We start from the raw sequence: 14,767 nt of genomic DNA on the forward strand, positions 1-14,767 counted from the left end.
ATTAAACCACGATATCAGTAGCCAACGCTTGACCAACGGTCCCCACGAGGAAGTCCCCCAAGCCCTGTCCGGTGAAGTCGATCGCCAGACTGCCCAGATTGCTGCTCTGGTTATAGTTGAGGATCGCCTCGCCAGCGTGGCCGCTGAATGCGTTGACGAACTGCAGCGCGCTCAGCGTGGAAATGGCCGATACGTCGATCTTGTCCTGACCGCTGACGAAATCACGAATCGTATCCTGGCCCGCACGGTTGGAGTCGGAGCTGGCGCCAAACACGAAGATGTCGGCACCCGCACCACCGGTCAGGCTGTCGGCGCCGCCACCACCGTAGATGATGTCGTTGCCGGCACCACCCTTGAGGTCGTTGGCGGCAGCATTGCCGATCAACAGGTCATTGCCCGAACCGCCCACCGCGTTTTCAACCACCACACCCTTGGCGATCGAAACGTTGCCCACCATGCCACCGACATCCGAGAACGACGCGGCATTGAGGTTGATCTTCTGGTTCTGGGTGAAGCCGGAGAAGTCGAGGGTATCCTTGCCCCCGCCATCCCACACCGAGAACACCACCTTGGAAGAGGCGGACGTGGCGCTGTAGAAATCGCGCCCGGCAGTGGAGTTGAATCCATAGACCGTATCACCGGCACGGGTGCTCATGTTCGCGCCATAGAGCTGCTGAACGGCAGTGATGTCATCCAGCAACGGTGCCGAAGAGTACGACGGAGCGCCGCCCTTGACGAAGTTCTGGTCAGTGTTGGACTCACTCCAGTAACTCATGACGCTGTAGCCACGGGTGTCTTCTGCGTAAGTGGCGTCCTTGTAGCTCGGATTGCCCTCGCCCGCGTTGTAGTCACCCGGGTGAGACAGGCCCAGGGTATGGCCGATTTCATGAGTGAGGGTCTGACGGCCGTAGTTGCCATTGTCCGGGGTGGTGTTGACCTTGTAGCTGTTATCGACAAGGTACCAGGACTGGCCGTCAGTGCGGCTGTTGCCGCTGGGCAGGTAGGCAAAGGCTGCCCCGCCCGCGCTGCCGTTGCTGTAGTTACCGAAGGTCATATGCCCGTCGCCGCCGGAAGCCGCCTGGGTAAAGCTGACCTTGGCGACGTCTGCCCAGGATTGCATCGACAATACCGCCTGTGCTTTCTGCTGCGCGTTGAACGCACTGAAAGTCCCCAGCGAATTGTCGAACCCGGCAGGCTTGGCCGTCAGGAACGTGTAAGTGAGGTTGATGGTGCCGTTGCCATCGCGATCCGTCCAGGCGGCGTTGTCGCGAAGAATATAATCAGCGGCCTGATCGACCGAATACGAGGGCTTGCCATTGATCGTGAGGTTGCCGCCACGGTCATACTGGTGCGCGAACGCATTGATCTGGTCGAAAGAGGTGCTGGTAGCAGCGGAAAGTTGGATTGCAGCATTTTCTTTGACTTTCGTCATGACACTTCCTTGTTTGCTGTGTGACAGGTTAGGTACGACAGGACTCTCCCCTGTAGCGAGAGAGTCCAGTCACTCGCTTTGCGAAGCGTAAAATCGCGTTGCGTAACAAAACTGACACATCTTGAAATCTTGTGTCCAGCGCTGCTCGATGATGTCAAGTGGCCCCAAATGGGCAAGCACCTACAGCCATTGGGGAATCGCCTGATATTATTTTTTGTGATGACGAGATAGCCGATAAACGCCTGAGTAGACTGTAACAAGGTTGATAAATATGACTGATAGGTCAGGATTTTACGGTGCTGACGGAGCACGAATGCCATGGGGTAGTTACCCTCGCCAGCCAATCGCAGGGAACGGAACTTTCGCCAGCATTATCATTGGCCAAGGCTGACACTTTTGCGTACCTCAGAAACGCAAAAAGCCCCGACGAGTCGGGGCTTTTTTCAAGCAGAGCGGCCTGAGTAGTCAGGCCTTGTTGATCAGTCGTCGCGGCTCATGATGCCGAAGATCTGCAGCAGGCTGATGAACAGGTTGTAGATCGATACATACAGGCTGACCGTCGCCATGATGTAGTTACGCTCACCACCCTGAATGATCGCGCTGGTCTGGAACAGAATGCACACCGACGAGAACAGTACGAAGCCCGCGCTGATAGCCAGCTGCAGACCGCTGATCTGGAAGAACATGCCGGCCACTACCGCACCCAGCAGAACGAAGAAACCTGCGGTGATGAAACCACCCAGGAAACTCATGTCCTTGCGGGTAATCAGTACGTAGGCTGACAGGCCGCCGAATACCAGAGCCGTCATCGCAAAGGCGGAGCTGACCACTTCAGCACCACCGGCCATGCCCAGGTAACGGTTGAGGATCGGGCCCAGCAGGAAGCCCATGAAACCTGTCAGGGCGAAGGTCGACACCAGGCCCCAGACCGAATCACGCAGCTTGTTGGTCAGGAAGAACAGACCGTAGAAGCCGATCAGCACCACAAAAATGTTCGGGTAGCCGACGCGCATCTGCTGAGCGACGAATGCCATGACACCACTGAAAGCCAGTGTCAGGGCGAGAAGACCGTAAGTATTGCGCAGGACACGACTAACCTCGAGCTGGTCGGCCTGCATGCCGGTTTTAAGGCTGTAATCCTGTTCGCGCATGGCGAAACTCCTTGCTGTTGAAATGTTGAGTTGCAAAGATCATAACAGAGGCGCTGCAACTGGCTAGTCACAGAGTTTGACAGCTTGTTTCATTCCGGTATTATGGCGCCCGCAACGAAGTGGAGGTATGGCCGAGTGGTTTAAGGCAGCAGTCTTGAAAACTGCCGACTGTAACAGGTCCTAGAGTTCGAATCTCTATGCCTCCGCCATATTTGGCAGCGCAAAGCCCTGATTATTCAGGGCTTTGTCGTTTCTGGTGCCAACGAAACCCTCCCGCCTCCCCGCCTTGCGAGCTGACGTGCGCAACCTGATATATTGATGTCCAGACCGAATCAATCATCCTGGTTACGTAATGCCCATCAATTTCGACCTCAACGACCTCCAGGCATTTCGTGCCGTGGTCGAGAATGGCAGCTTCCGCAAGGCCGCTGAAACCGTACAGATCACCCAGCCTGCGCTCAGTCGGCGGATAGAAAAGCTCGAATCTGCGCTGAATGTGAAGCTGTTCGAGCGGACCACCCGCAGGGTCAGCCTGACCACGGTTGGCCGCGCATTTCTGCCTCAGGTCGAGCGCATTCTGGACGATCTGGACAGCGCATTGATGACCATCGACGGCGTCGGCTCCACGCGTATGGGCAGCGTGACGATTGCCTGCGTACCTTCAGCCGCCTATTACTTCATGCCTCAGGTGATCAGCGCCTTCCACCAGCTGTTTCCGAAAATCAGAATTCGGGTCATGGACGCCAGCGCCAATGAGGTCAACAGTGCGGTTGCCCTGGGCGAAGCCGATTTCGGGGTGAGTTTCAGCGGCAATCTGGCGCCGGAAGTGGATTTCGAACTGCTGCTGCAGGAACGCTACGTGATGGCCTGCAGACGGGATCACCCGCTGGCAATGTGCGAAAGCGTCAGTTGGGAGGAGATGTACCGTCACGATTACATCGCCCTGGACATCACTTCAGGCAATCGTCTGGTGCTGGATCAGGCGCTGGCCCCGTCGCGCCCGCATAAGGAAAGCATCTGCGAAACCCGCCATGTCACGACCATGATCGGCCTGGTGGAGGCCGGGCTTGGCGTGGCTGCGGTGCCGTCGATTGCCATGCCGATGACCGCTCACCCGTTTCTGGTGAGCGTGCCATTGGTTGCGCCCGAGGTGATGCGCAATGTGGGGCTGCTCAAGCGTCGTGGCAGGACCTTGACACCGGCAGCCCTCGAGCTGGAACAGCTGGTCAGGAAAATGCCGTCACGCTCAGCGGGGAACTGAATCCAGCCCGGTAGACTGCACCGTGGCCTGGACTTTCGGGGAGGCCAGGTAATCCAGCAAGGCCTTCGCCTCTTTCGGGTGCTCGGCATTGACCGGGATGCCCGCGGCATAACGGGTAACCGACTGAACGTCTTCCGGGATCTTCGCCACGAACGTCACGCCGGGAATCGGCAGCAGCTCGGCAACCTGTTGAAAGCCCACTTCGTAGTCGCCCTTGGCAACCACCGAAGCAACCGGGATGCGCTCGATCATCTTGCCCTTCGGCGCGAGTTCCTTCTCGATACCGAGCTTTTTGAAAAGCTCTTTTTCGATGTATACGCCACTGGCGCTGTCGGAGTAAGCCACCGACTTGGCCTTGAGCAAGGTCGCCTTGAGCTCACTGTCGGTGCCAATCGCAGGCTTGGCCGCACCCTCCTTCACCACCATTCCGATACGCGAGTCAGCCAGCTCGACCCGCGATGCCGGGTCTACCTTGCCTTGCTTGATCAGATCATCCAGCGCATAGCCGACCATGATCACCACATCGGCGTGTTCGCCACGGGCCAGACGATTCGGAATGGCCTCGGGCGCCTTGCCCATCGATGGGCCGAGAATGGTGTCCAGCGAGTCCCCGGAAGACGCCGCGTATTGCGGTCCCAACAGTTTGTAAGCAGCCGTAAAGCCCCCGGAGGTCATGACCTTGAGCTGTTCAGCCTGCGCCGCCGCACTGACCGCGATACAGCCGAGAAACAGCGCGGCCAATTGAGTTTTGTATAACGATTTCATAGTGATTTTCCTTGATTAAACAGCCAGTTGCGGGCGGGTCGAGATGTGCCGGTAGAGCACCAGTGTGGCACCCAGCGCACAGGCTGCAGCGAACGTCATCCAGTAAGCAGGTGCAGCCTTGTCGCCGGTGAGGTGGATCAACCAGGTCGAGATCGCCGGAGTGAAACCACCGAAAACCGCCGTCGCCAGGCTGTAGGCCAGAGAAAAACCGGCAACACGCACCTCTACCGGCATGATTTCCGTCAACGCTGGAATCATCGCGCCGTTATACAACCCGTAGAGGAACGAGAACCACAACAGCACTTCCAGCATATGAGCGAAGCTGGGCGCCAGGGCGAGGAAAGACAGCGCCGGGTAAGCACTGATGATGGTCAGCAGCGTCATCGCGACCAACAGTGGCTTGCGCCCGAAACGGTCGCTCAACATGCCGCCGACCGGCAGCCAGATAAAATTGGAGACACCGACCAGCAACGTCACCAGCAGCGCATCGGAGGTACTCAGATTGAGTACGGTTTTGCCGAATGTCGGTGCATAGATGGTGATCAGGTAAAACGTGGTAGTGGTCATCGCCACCATCAGCATTCCGGCAATCACCACGCGCCAGTTTTGCAGCAGCGTCGCGAACACCTGTCGCATGGTCGGCCGGTGAGCACGTGTGGCGAACTCTTCGGTTTCCTGCAGGCTGCGGCGCAGCAGGAAAATGAACGGGATGATCAGGCAGCCGATGGCGAACGGAATTCTCCAGCCCCAGTCAGCGACAGCAGCAGGTGCCATCCATTGGTTCAAGCCGTAACCCAGTGCAGCGGCAACAACGATTGCCACCTGCTGGCTACCTGACTGCCAGCTGGTATAGAAGCCCTTGCGGCCGGGTGTCGCCATCTCCGCCAGATACACTGACACGCCACCCAACTCGGCACCGGCAGAGAAGCCCTGCAGCAAGCGGCCGACCAATACCAGGGCAGGCGCCCACAGGCCGATGCTCGCGTAACCGGGCACCAGAACGATCAGCAGCGTGCCGCTGGCCATGATCGACAGCGTCACAATCAAGCCTTTGCGCCGGCCGACGTCATCGATGTAAGCGCCCAGAATCACGGCACCCAACGGACGCATCAGGAAGCCCGCACCAAAGACCGCGAAGGTCATCATCAGCGAAGCAAACTCACTGCTGGCCGGGAAAAAGGCGGAGGCGATCTGGGTGGCGTAGAAGCCGAACAGGAAGAAGTCGAATTGCTCGAGGAAATTACCGGAGGTAACCCGAAATACCGCGCCTGCCTTCGACCGGGAGGATTCTTTTCGTAATGAGGATGAGCCGTGCATCAATGTTCTCCAGCGATCTTATTAGAGTGTTGTAAGCGCTTGTGAGGAAGGAGTCTGCCGGACACACTTTGAAACGATAAGTGCTATGTTTTCATCGATTGATGCCCGACAAACATCAATCGAAACTCAAACAGTTGTACCCCCGACCTAGCACTTGTAGGTCAACCCGCGCCAAACTCACACGCCAGCCCTTGAATTCTTTATCATTGCGCATGTTTTGTTGGCAGAGCCGATCATGAAATTCGCCATCTCCCTTTTTTCCGCCGCCCACGCGCCCTCCTCTCGGCGAGCCTTGCAGTTCGCCAGGGCGGTGCTGGCAGGCGGGCATGAAATTGTCCGGTTGTTCTTTTACCAAGACGGCGTACACAGCGCGTCGGCCAACGTCGTAACGCCGCAGGACGAGCAGGATATGGCACTGCAGTGGCGTGACTTCATCGTCGAGCACAAGCTGGACGGCGTGGTGTGCATTGCCGCCGCGTTGCGTCGCGGTGTGCTCGACACGCAAGAGGCCGAGCGTTATCAGCGGCCGGCGGCAAACCTGCGCGAGCCATGGGAATTGTCCGGGCTGGGCCAGCTGCACGATGCCGTGCAATCGGCAGATCGCCTGATCTGCTTCGGAGGGCCATGAGATGCCCAGATCACTATTGATTGTCAGCCGTCAGTCGCCGTGGTCCGGTCCCGGTGCCCGCGAAGCGCTGGATATCGTACTGGCGGGCGGAGCATTCGACCTGTCGGTGGGCCTGCTGTTTCTGGACGACGGGGTTTTTCAGTTGTCGCCACAGCAGTCGCCCGACGCCCTGCAACAGAAAGACCTGACCGCAAACCTGAAGGCCCTGCCGATGTTCGGTGTCGACGACCTTTACGTCTGCGGGCAGAGCCTGGCCGAGCGCGGCATCTCTCCTGGCGTATTGAGCGAAGAGATGAGCCAATTGACTACGCGCGCGGAATTGTCAGCGCTTTTTGATCGGTACGACGAGGTGATCACAATCTGATGGCTACTTTGCACGTTCTCTCTCACTCGCCGTTTGCCGACACCCGGCTGGACAGTTGCCTGCGCTTGCTGGGCAAGGACGATGGCGTACTGCTCTGTGGCGATGCCACCTATGCGCTGATGCCGTCCAGCACGCCACTCAAAGCCCTTCAGTCGTTGGTCGACTCATCGCAACTGTTCGCCCTCGACGAAGACATCAGCGCACGCAATCTGCCCCTCCCTGCCGGAGTCAGCAGCATCGATTACCCGGCGTTCGTGGAACTGTCGTTGCGCTTCGACAAGGTCAATACCTGGTTATGAAACAGTTGAACATTGACGGGCGCAGCATCGAACTTGACAAGGATGGTTTTCTGCAAGACCTCAGCGACTGGTCGCTGGACGTCGCCCACGCCCTGTCCGCCGAGGAAGGTATCGAGCTGAGTGCCGAGCACCTTGAAATCCTCGAACTGCTGCGCGGCTTTTACGCCGAGTTCCAGCTTTCGCCCGCGACGCGGCCGCTGATCAAATACACCGCGCTGAAGCTGGGTGCGGAAAAAGGCAACAGCATGCACCTCAACCGCCTGTTCAACGGCACTCCCGCCAAACTCGCCGCCAAGCTGGCGGGCCTGCCAAAACCGACCAATTGCATATGAATGATTACGCTGCGCTTGTCACTGAAACACCTGAAGAACATCCTTTTGCGACCTTCGTTCGCATTCTGGGCAAAGGCAAACGTGGCGCGCGCAACCTGACTCGCGAGGAAGCACGGGAAGCCATGGGCATGCTGCTCGATGAAAAAGTCGAGGACACCCAGCTCGGGGCTTTTCTGATGCTGCTGCGCCACAAGGAAGAAAGTCCCGAGGAACTGGCGGGGTTTACCGAAGCGGTGCGTGAGCGTCTCAACGCTCCCGCCATGCAGGTCGACATCGACTGGCCGACCTACGCCGGGAAAAAACGTCATCTGCCCTGGCATCTGCTAGCAGCCAAATGCCTGGCGCAAAACGGCGTCAGGATCCTCCTGCACGGCGGCGGCGCGCATACCGCAGGGCGTCTGTACACCGAGCAGTTGCTGGACCTATTGAAGATCCCGCTGTGCCGCAACTGGTCAGCGGTCAAGACCTCGCTTGAGCAAGAACATCTGGCGTTCATTCCGCTCGCCGACTGGGCACCGCAGTTGCAGCGCATGATCGATCTGCGCAACACGCTGGGGCTACGCTCGCCCATTCATTCGCTGGCACGCATTCTTAATCCGCTGCAGGCGCGCTGCGGCCTGCAAAGCATTTTTCACCCGGGCTATCAAAGCGTGCATCGCGATGCCAGCAGCCTGCTCGGCGACAACGCCATCGTGGTCAAAGGTGATGGCGGTGAAATCGAGATCAACCCTGACACCATCAGCCACCTGTACGGCACCACCGGCGGTCAGCCGTGGGATGAAGAATGGCCAGCGCTCTCACCGCGCCGCCACGTAAAACCGGCGACGCTCGACCCGCAGCAACTGCTGGCCTTGTGGCGAGGAGAGATCGAAGACAGTTACCCGCAATTGGCATTGATATCGACCATGGCGCTCGCCTTGCGCGGCCTGGGCGCTGATCGTGACGAAGCCTTCGCCAAAGCGCAGGTGTTCTGGGATCGCCGCGACACGAATCTATGACCCGTCGGCCTTTCGACAATGAAAGGCCATAATCCAGTCGAACCGATGCACCTGCGCTGACCTCCAAGCTCTATAACCTGGAAATGGGAGTCAGACATGGGCCTTCTGGTCGAAGGACACTGGCAAGACCAGTGGTACGAAAGCAGCAAAGATGGCGCATTTCAGCGCGAAAATGCTCAGCGACGCAGTTGGGTCACCCCCGATGGACAGCCGGGACCGTCAGGTGCAGGCGGGTTTGCTGCGCAGGCGGGCCGCTATCACCTCTACGTGTCTCTGGCTTGCCCGTGGGCACACCGCACGCTTATTTTGCGCAAGCTCAAGGGCCTGGAAAGCCTGATCGATGTTTCGGTGGTCAGTTGGCTGATGCTGGAAAACGGCTGGACCTTCGATCAGCAGAAAGGCTCCAGCGGCGATGCACTGGATGACCTGCAGTTCCTTCACCAGCGCTACACCGCCGACGACCCTCGATACACCGGCCGCGTCACCGTTCCGGTGCTGTGGGACAAGCAGCAGCAATGCATCGTCAGCAACGAATCTGCGGAAATCATCCGCATGTTCAACTCCGCATTCGACGAGCTGACCGGCAATACGCTGGATTTCTACCCGCAAGCGTTACGCGCGAGCATTGACGAACTCAACGAGCAGATCTACCCGAAGGTCAACAACGGCGTGTACCGGGCTGGTTTCGCCACCTCGCAGGGCGCGTATGAGGAGGCGTTCGACGACGTGTTCGCTGAACTGGACGTGCTGGAAAACCTGCTCGGCGAAAAGCGCTACCTGACAGGCAAACACCTCACTGAAGCCGACATACGCCTGTTCACCACCATCGTGCGCTTCGATTCGGTGTATTACAGCCACTTCAAATGCAACCTGCGGCGCATCGCGGACTACCCCAATCTCAACAACTGGCTACGCGAGCTGTATCAGTGGCCGGGAATCGCAGAGACAGTGAGTTTCGAGCACATCAAAGGGCATTACTACGGGAGCCATCGCACCATCAACCCGACCGGCATCATACCGAAGGGGCCAGCACTCGATCTGCAGGCAGATCACGATCGTGAGCGACTTTCCGGTGAAGGTGTATGGAGCAACTGAAGTATCCGGAGAAGTGGTGGATAGCCCGGACGGGCTACCCACCAATGGCATCAGAGAGTCGCCTGAGCGCCCTCGAACCACGCCAGCTTTTCACGCAATTTGACCACCTCGCCAATGATCACCAGCGTCGGCGCATGAACATCATGCTCGGCGACCAGTTGCGGCAAGTTTGCCAAGGTACCCGTGAACACACGCTGATTAACGGTGGTGCCCTGCTCAACCAGGGCAGCAGGCGTGTCGGCAGAGCGACCGTGCCGGATCAATTGCTCACAGATAACCGGCAAACCGATCAGCCCCATGTAAAACACCAGTGTTTGCGCAGGCGCTACCAGGTCTGACCAGGGCAGATCTGTCGTACCGTTTTTCAAGTGCCCGGTGATGAAGCGCACCGATTGCGCATGATCACGGTGCGTCAACGGTATACCCGCATACGCCGCGCAACCGCTGGCAGCGGTGATGCCAGGCACCACCTGAAACGGAATGCCATGCGCCGCCAGCTCTTCGATTTCCTCGCCGCCACGGCCGAAGATAAACGGATCCCCGCCCTTCAGACGCACCACTCGCTTGCCCTGTTTTGCCAGTGCCACGAGTTGCTGGTTGATCTGCTCCTGCGGAACGGCATGCTCCGCACGGCGTTTGCCAACGTAAACACGCTCGGCATCACGACGGCACAGGTCAAGAATCGTTGGCGCGACCAGGCGGTCATACAGCACCACATCCGCCTGCTGCATCAGGCGCAAGGCACGAAAAGTCAGCAAATCCGGATCACCGGGACCCGCACCCACCAGATAGACCTCACCGGTCTCAGAAGGCGGCTCGCCGGCAATCTTGGCGATCAGCATACGTTCGGCTTCAGCACCCTGCCCGGCCAGCTGGCGGTCGGCAATGGCGCCCTGAAAAACATCCTCCCAGAACGCTCGGCGCTGCTGCACATTCGGAAACAGGCCTTTGACCTGATTGCGAAAGCGCGCAGCCAGTCCGGCGAGCTGCCCGTAGCTGGAGGGAATCCAGGTTTCCAGCTTGGCGCGAATCAAACGTGCCAGCACCGGCGCATCGCCGCCACTGGACACGGCGATCACCAGCGGCGAGCGGTCGACGATGGCCGGGAAGATCACCGTACACAACGCCGGGGCGTCGACTACGTTGACCGGAACGCAACGCAAGCGGGCATCGCGGGACACCTGAGCATTGAGCGGCTCATCGTCCGTCGCCGCAATGATCAGCACGCAACCATCGAGGTCGCATTCGCTGTATCCGCGCAGGATCATCTCACCGCCGCTCTGGACAACCAGTTCGCTCAGTTGTGCCTCGACTTCCGGCGCAACCACGCGCAGCACTGCACCGGCGTCGGCAATCAGGCGTGATTTGCGCAGGGCAATTTCACCGCCGCCAACCACCAGCACCCGGCTGCCACGCAGGTTATGGAACAGCGGCAGAAATTCCATTTAACCGATGACCTCAAGGCCGCCCATATACGGCTTGAGCACCTCAGGCACACGAATCGAACCGTCCGCCTGCTGATAGTTCTCCAGCACTGCCACCAGTGTGCGACCTACCGCCAGGCCCGACCCGTTGAGGGTGTGGACCAGCTCCGGCTTGCCGGTTTCCGGGTTGCGCCAGCGAGCCTGCATGCGACGCGCCTGGAAATCACCGCAGTTGGAGCAGGAAGAGATTTCGCGATATTTGTCCTGGCTCGGAATCCAGACTTCCAGGTCGTAGGTCTTCACCGCACTGAAACCCATATCGCCGGTGCACAGCGCCAGCGTGCGATAAGGCAGTTCAAGCAGTTGCAGCACGCGTTCGGCGTTGCCGGTCAGCGACTCAAGCGCGGCCATGGAGTCGTCAGGCGCAACGATCTGGACCATCTCGACCTTGTCGAACTGGTGCTGGCGAATCATGCCGCGGGTATCACGCCCGGACGCGCCCGCTTCACTACGGAAGCAAGGGGTGTGGGCAACAAACTTGAGAGGCAGCTGTTTGGCATCGAGAATTTCACCCGACACGATATTGGTCAGCGATACTTCGGCAGTCGGGATCAGGTACAGATCGGCTTCGCCTTCGCGGGAGATCTTGAACAGGTCTTCCTCGAACTTGGGCAACTGACCTGTGCCCTGCAACGCTGGAGCCTGCACCAGATACGGCGTGTAGGTCTCTTCGTAGCCGTGCTCGTTGATGTGCAGATTGATCATGAACTGTGCCAGGGCACGGTGCAGACGCGCGATCGGGCCACGCAGCAGCGCAAAGCGCGCGCCGGACAGCTTGGCGGCAGTCTCGAAATCCAGCCAGCCGAACTTCTCGCCCAGCGCAACGTGATCCTTGACCTCGAAATCGAAATGCGTCGGCGTACCCCAGCGACGCACTTCGACGTTGCCCTCTTCGTCGGCACCGACCGGCACGGATTCGTGAGGCAGGTTCGGGATGCTCAGCACCAGCGCATCCAGCTCGGCCTGAATGCCGTCCAGCTCGACCTTGCCTTCGCTCAGCTCGTTGCCCATGCGCTCGACATCAGCCATCAACGGCGCAATATCTTCGCCGCGCTGCTTGGCCTGACCAATGGATTTGGAACGTGCATTGCGCTCGGCCTGCAGCTGTTCGGTGCGGGTCTGCACTACCTTGCGCTGGGCTTCCAGCGATTCAATGCGCGCCACATCCAGTGTGAAACCACGGGAAGCCAGGCGATCCGCTACGTCCTGAAGTTGAGTACGTAACAGTTTGGAATCGAGCATATCGTTCTCTCGTCTATCAAAGTCTGGTCAGGGACAGGCCAGCCCAGGTTGCGAGCAGCCCGCCGAATACGCTGATACCGGCATAGCCGAGGGCCAGCGGTACCTGCCCGCTTTCCAGCAGGCGCAGCGTATCCAGTGAAAAGGATGAAAAGGTCGTCAGACCGCCTACAAAGCCGACAAGCAAGCCGGCACGAATTTCGATGGGCACTTCCGGACGCAGCAGGAACAGTCCGTACAGTACACCGATGATCAGGCACCCGACGATGTTGACCGCCAGCGTCGCCGCGTAAAAATAACGTGGCCAGTTGGCGCTGACCCAGGTGCCAGTCGCAAAGCGCAATAATGTACCAGCGATCCCGGCAATCGACACCGCAAGAATAGTCTGAATCATCACTTTCTCCGCTTACGAGGACTGGCATCGTCCAATGCGTTCAGATGCCTGAGCTTTTCGCCGATCTTGAGTTCCAGACCGCGAGGTACAGGCTGGTAATACTGCCGTGGCTCCAGCTCGTCTGGAAAGTAGTCTTCGCCAGCCGCATAAGCATCGGGCTCGTCATGGGCATAGCGATATTCTTCACCGTAACCGAGCTGCTTCATCAGCTTGGTAGGCGCATTGCGCAAGTGCAGCGGAACCTCCAGCGAACCGTGCTCGCCCGCTTCACGCATGGCCGCCTTGAACGCCATGTAGACCGCGTTGCTTTTCGGCGCACAGGCGAGATAGACAATGGCCTGCGCGACCGCCAGTTCGCCCTCGGGACTGCCGAGGCGTTCCTGTACATCCCAGGCGGACATGCACAACGGCAGCGCACGAGGATCGGCATTACCGATGTCTTCACTGGCCATGCGCACCACGCGGCGCGCCAGATAAAGCGGATCACAGCCGCCGTCGATCATCCGCGCAAACCAGTACAGGGCCGCATCGGGATTGGAACCGCGAATCGACTTGTGCAGCGCCGATATCTGGTCGTAGAACGCCTCGCCGCCCTTGTCGAAGCGGCGTCGACTGTCACCCAACAGGCTCTGCAGCAGCCCGACATCGATTTCGCTGCCGTCTTCGGCCAGATCCGAGGCGTTCTCCAGCAGGTTGAGCATGCGCCGACCGTCGCCATCGGCGGCGGACATCAGAATCGCAAACCCCTCATCGCTCAGGGTCAGCTGCCGCTTGCCCAGCCCGCGCTCTTCGGTCAGGGCACGGTTGACCAGCTTGCGCAGCGCCGCCTCGTCCAGGCTTTTGAGCACGTAGACACGCGCCCGGGACAACAGGGCGTTGTTGAGTTCGAACGACGGGTTTTCGGTGGTCGCGCCGATAAAGATCAGCGTGCCGTCCTCGACGTAAGGCAGGAAGGCATCCTGCTGTGACTTGTTGAAGCGGTGCACTTCGTCGACGAACAGGATAGTGCGCTTGCCGTACTGTCCGGCCTGTTGACGGGCGACTTCGACGGCCTGGCGGATTTCCTTGACCCCGGCGAGCACTGCCGAAACCGTCTCGAAGTGCGCGTCCGACACTTTGGCCAGCAGCTTCGCCAGGGTGGTTTTACCGACGCCGGGCGGGCCCCAGAAAATCATCGAGTGCAGTGCGCCCTGCTCCAGCGCCTCACGCAGCGGCTTGCCGTGGGCAAGCACATGTTCCTGACCGACATATTCATCCAGGTTGGTAGCACGCAAACGTGCAGCCAGAGGCTGAGCTATCGGTTCGCGGCTGAACAGATCCATGGTCAGAAATCGGCCCTTTTATTCTTGAATGACATCAGCGCCCTTGGGAATCTGAAACTGAAACTTGCTGGCTGCGATCGACTCGTTGGCCTTGACCCCGGTGAACAGGATATTGGTGCGCTGACCCACGCTATCGATCAACTGCATGTCGTTGATGATACCGTTGCGAAACGACAGGCGCAGACTGTCGAACAGCGTGTCCTTGGTCTTGGGCTTGAGCACGAAATCGATCACGCCACCCGCCTCTTTCGCGGTGATGTCGAAGCTTTCGCTGATCTTCGACACATCACCGGACAACAGCAAGGCTGGAGTCTGGGTCAGACGCTGGTCGAGCTTCTTGATCGTGACCTGCTCCAGATCAGGGTCCCACAGCGAGACTTTCTTGCCGTCCGAGACCATCAACTGCTCCTGTGGCGCATCGGTATGCCAGTTGAACAGGCCTGGGCGTTGCAGGGCCATTTCGCCGGTGGTTTCCTGCAACTGAGTACCGCCACCGTCCAGCGTCAGTTGCGAGAAACGAGCGGTCAGGGTCTGGGATTTCTCCAGCAACTGAGTCAGGCGCGCCACGTCTTTGCTGTCGGCATGGGCGGGGATCATGGAGAAGGTCAGTGCGGTGGCCAACAGCATGCGGATAAGGCGCATTGGATTCCTCTTTGAAGTCGATGATGATGCGACAGCGTGGCGTG

16 protein-coding genes and 1 tRNA gene are annotated in these 14,767 nt (G+C 59.1%); 8 read left to right on the top strand and 9 right to left on the bottom strand.

All coding sequences use genetic code 11. The features are described from left to right. Nucleotide 1: 1 nt before the first annotated feature. Together PI739_RS21390 and PI739_RS21395 are read right to left on the bottom strand one after the other, a co-directional pair. Nucleotides 2-1,432 carry a serralysin family metalloprotease gene (locus tag PI739_RS21390; protein ID WP_003435995.1) on the bottom strand — a complete coding sequence of 477 codons (1,431 nt, stop codon included), beginning with the start codon at nucleotides 1,430-1,432 and terminating at the stop codon, nucleotides 2-4. Between the two features lie 479 nt (nucleotides 1,433-1,911). Then, nucleotides 1,912-2,583: a Bax inhibitor-1/YccA family protein gene (locus tag PI739_RS21395; RefSeq protein WP_003317937.1), complete on the bottom strand. Its 672-nt coding sequence runs from the start codon at nucleotides 2,581-2,583 to the stop codon at nucleotides 1,912-1,914. A gap of 121 nt (nucleotides 2,584-2,704) precedes the next feature. Between PI739_RS21395 and PI739_RS21400 the strand changes: the two genes are divergently transcribed. Next, a tRNA-Ser gene (locus PI739_RS21400) sits at nucleotides 2,705-2,792 on the top strand. A gap of 143 nt (nucleotides 2,793-2,935) precedes the next feature. Then, complete coding sequence (locus tag PI739_RS21405) at nucleotides 2,936-3,844, top strand: LysR family transcriptional regulator (RefSeq protein ID WP_044308814.1); 909 nt, start codon at nucleotides 2,936-2,938, stop codon at nucleotides 3,842-3,844. Here PI739_RS21405 and PI739_RS21410 read toward each other — a convergent pair. Together PI739_RS21410 and tcuC are read right to left on the bottom strand one after the other, a co-directional pair. Continuing rightward, on the bottom strand, nucleotides 3,830-4,609 hold the full coding sequence (locus PI739_RS21410; protein WP_003371792.1) for a substrate-binding domain-containing protein: 780 nt from the start codon (nucleotides 4,607-4,609) through the stop codon (nucleotides 3,830-3,832). The two genes, PI739_RS21405 and PI739_RS21410, sit on opposite strands and share 15 nt — an antisense overlap. 15 nt (nucleotides 4,610-4,624) lie before the next feature. After that, nucleotides 4,625-5,926 carry an MFS transporter gene (gene tcuC, locus PI739_RS21415; RefSeq protein ID WP_003435999.1) on the bottom strand — a complete coding sequence of 434 codons (1,302 nt, stop codon included), beginning with the start codon at nucleotides 5,924-5,926 and terminating at the stop codon, nucleotides 4,625-4,627. Between the two features lie 235 nt (nucleotides 5,927-6,161). Between tcuC and tusD the strand changes: the two genes are divergently transcribed. The 6 genes from tusD to PI739_RS21445 all read left to right on the top strand — a co-directional run bounded on the left by tusD (nucleotide 6,162) and on the right by PI739_RS21445 (nucleotide 9,642). Then, the gene (tusD, locus tag PI739_RS21420; protein WP_003371788.1) at nucleotides 6,162-6,554 is read left to right on the top strand and encodes a sulfurtransferase complex subunit TusD; all 393 of its coding nucleotides are present in this window, start codon (nucleotides 6,162-6,164) and stop codon (nucleotides 6,552-6,554) included. Nucleotide 6,555: 1 nt separating this feature from the next. Next, on the top strand, nucleotides 6,556-6,918 hold the full coding sequence (gene tusC / locus PI739_RS21425; protein ID WP_003371786.1) for a sulfurtransferase complex subunit TusC: 363 nt from the start codon (nucleotides 6,556-6,558) through the stop codon (nucleotides 6,916-6,918). Beyond that, nucleotides 6,918-7,217, top strand: coding sequence for a sulfurtransferase complex subunit TusB (gene tusB / locus PI739_RS21430; protein WP_003371784.1), 300 nt, complete (start codon nucleotides 6,918-6,920; stop codon nucleotides 7,215-7,217). Before tusC ends, tusB begins: the two co-directional genes overlap by 1 nt. Beyond that, nucleotides 7,214-7,549 (top strand): TusE/DsrC/DsvC family sulfur relay protein, encoded by a 336-nt coding sequence (locus tag PI739_RS21435; RefSeq protein WP_003317943.1) that lies wholly within the window; start codon nucleotides 7,214-7,216, stop codon nucleotides 7,547-7,549. Before tusB ends, PI739_RS21435 begins: the two co-directional genes overlap by 4 nt. Continuing rightward, the gene (locus tag PI739_RS21440; RefSeq protein WP_003371782.1) at nucleotides 7,546-8,547 is read left to right on the top strand and encodes a glycosyl transferase family protein; all 1,002 of its coding nucleotides are present in this window, start codon (nucleotides 7,546-7,548) and stop codon (nucleotides 8,545-8,547) included. Before PI739_RS21435 ends, PI739_RS21440 begins: the two co-directional genes overlap by 4 nt. Nucleotides 8,548-8,643: 96 nt before the next feature. Further along, nucleotides 8,644-9,642, top strand: a complete 999-nt coding sequence (locus tag PI739_RS21445) for a glutathione S-transferase family protein (protein WP_054081083.1) — start codon at nucleotides 8,644-8,646, stop codon at nucleotides 9,640-9,642. Nucleotides 9,643-9,692: 50 nt separating this feature from the next. Here PI739_RS21445 and cysG read toward each other — a convergent pair whose 3' ends face one another. The 5 genes from cysG to lolA are packed head-to-tail and all read right to left on the bottom strand — an operon-like array spanning nucleotide 9,693 to nucleotide 14,723. Beyond that, nucleotides 9,693-11,087 (bottom strand): siroheme synthase CysG, encoded by a 1,395-nt coding sequence (gene cysG, locus PI739_RS21450; protein ID WP_003436001.1) that lies wholly within the window; start codon nucleotides 11,085-11,087, stop codon nucleotides 9,693-9,695. After that, nucleotides 11,088-12,368, bottom strand: a complete 1,281-nt coding sequence (serS, locus tag PI739_RS21455) for a serine--tRNA ligase (protein ID WP_003436002.1) — start codon at nucleotides 12,366-12,368, stop codon at nucleotides 11,088-11,090. A gap of 16 nt (nucleotides 12,369-12,384) precedes the next feature. Next, on the bottom strand, nucleotides 12,385-12,759 hold the full coding sequence (gene crcB, locus PI739_RS21460) for a fluoride efflux transporter CrcB (protein ID WP_003317947.1): 375 nt from the start codon (nucleotides 12,757-12,759) through the stop codon (nucleotides 12,385-12,387). Further along, the gene (locus tag PI739_RS21465; protein WP_003405078.1) at nucleotides 12,759-14,081 is read right to left on the bottom strand and encodes a replication-associated recombination protein A; all 1,323 of its coding nucleotides are present in this window, start codon (nucleotides 14,079-14,081) and stop codon (nucleotides 12,759-12,761) included. The genes crcB and PI739_RS21465 overlap by 1 nt, the downstream gene beginning before the upstream one ends. Before the next feature lie 18 nt (nucleotides 14,082-14,099). Continuing rightward, a complete protein-coding gene (gene lolA / locus PI739_RS21470; RefSeq protein ID WP_003371767.1) occupies nucleotides 14,100-14,723 on the bottom strand; it encodes an outer membrane lipoprotein periplasmic chaperone LolA in 624 nt (207 codons plus the stop codon). Between the last annotated feature and the right edge of the window lie 44 nt (nucleotides 14,724-14,767).

Origin of the sequence: Pseudomonas cerasi (assembly GCF_027983475.1) — a bacterium.
GTDB classification, from domain to species: Bacteria; Pseudomonadota; Gammaproteobacteria; order Pseudomonadales; family Pseudomonadaceae; genus Aquipseudomonas; species Aquipseudomonas cerasi.

Bases quoted from the DNA above. Each gene is read 5' to 3' on its own strand.
- PI739_RS21390 (WP_003435995.1), bottom strand. From the start codon at position 1,432: ATGACGAAAGTCAAAGAAAATGCTGCAATCCAACTTTCCGCTGCTACC.
- PI739_RS21410 (WP_003371792.1), bottom strand. From the start codon at position 4,609: ATGAAATCGTTATACAAAACTCAATTGGCCGCGCTGTTTCTCGGCTGT.
- tcuC (WP_003435999.1), bottom strand. From the start codon at position 5,926: ATGCACGGCTCATCCTCATTACGAAAAGAATCCTCCCGGTCGAAGGCA.
- PI739_RS21395 (WP_003317937.1), bottom strand. From the start codon at position 2,583: ATGCGCGAACAGGATTACAGCCTTAAAACCGGCATGCAGGCCGACCAG.
- PI739_RS21465 (WP_003405078.1), bottom strand. From the start codon at position 14,081: ATGGATCTGTTCAGCCGCGAACCGATAGCTCAGCCTCTGGCTGCACGT.
- tusC (WP_003371786.1), top strand. From the start codon at position 6,556: ATGCCCAGATCACTATTGATTGTCAGCCGTCAGTCGCCGTGGTCCGGT.
- crcB (WP_003317947.1), bottom strand. From the start codon at position 12,759: ATGATTCAGACTATTCTTGCGGTGTCGATTGCCGGGATCGCTGGTACA.
- PI739_RS21405 (WP_044308814.1), top strand. From the start codon at position 2,936: ATGCCCATCAATTTCGACCTCAACGACCTCCAGGCATTTCGTGCCGTG.
- serS (WP_003436002.1), bottom strand. From the start codon at position 12,368: ATGCTCGATTCCAAACTGTTACGTACTCAACTTCAGGACGTAGCGGAT.
- PI739_RS21435 (WP_003317943.1), top strand. From the start codon at position 7,214: ATGAAACAGTTGAACATTGACGGGCGCAGCATCGAACTTGACAAGGAT.
- cysG (WP_003436001.1), bottom strand. From the start codon at position 11,087: ATGGAATTTCTGCCGCTGTTCCATAACCTGCGTGGCAGCCGGGTGCTG.
- tusB (WP_003371784.1), top strand. From the start codon at position 6,918: ATGGCTACTTTGCACGTTCTCTCTCACTCGCCGTTTGCCGACACCCGG.
- lolA (WP_003371767.1), bottom strand. From the start codon at position 14,723: ATGCGCCTTATCCGCATGCTGTTGGCCACCGCACTGACCTTCTCCATG.
- PI739_RS21445 (WP_054081083.1), top strand. From the start codon at position 8,644: ATGGGCCTTCTGGTCGAAGGACACTGGCAAGACCAGTGGTACGAAAGC.
- PI739_RS21440 (WP_003371782.1), top strand. From the start codon at position 7,546: ATGAATGATTACGCTGCGCTTGTCACTGAAACACCTGAAGAACATCCT.
- tusD (WP_003371788.1), top strand. From the start codon at position 6,162: ATGAAATTCGCCATCTCCCTTTTTTCCGCCGCCCACGCGCCCTCCTCT.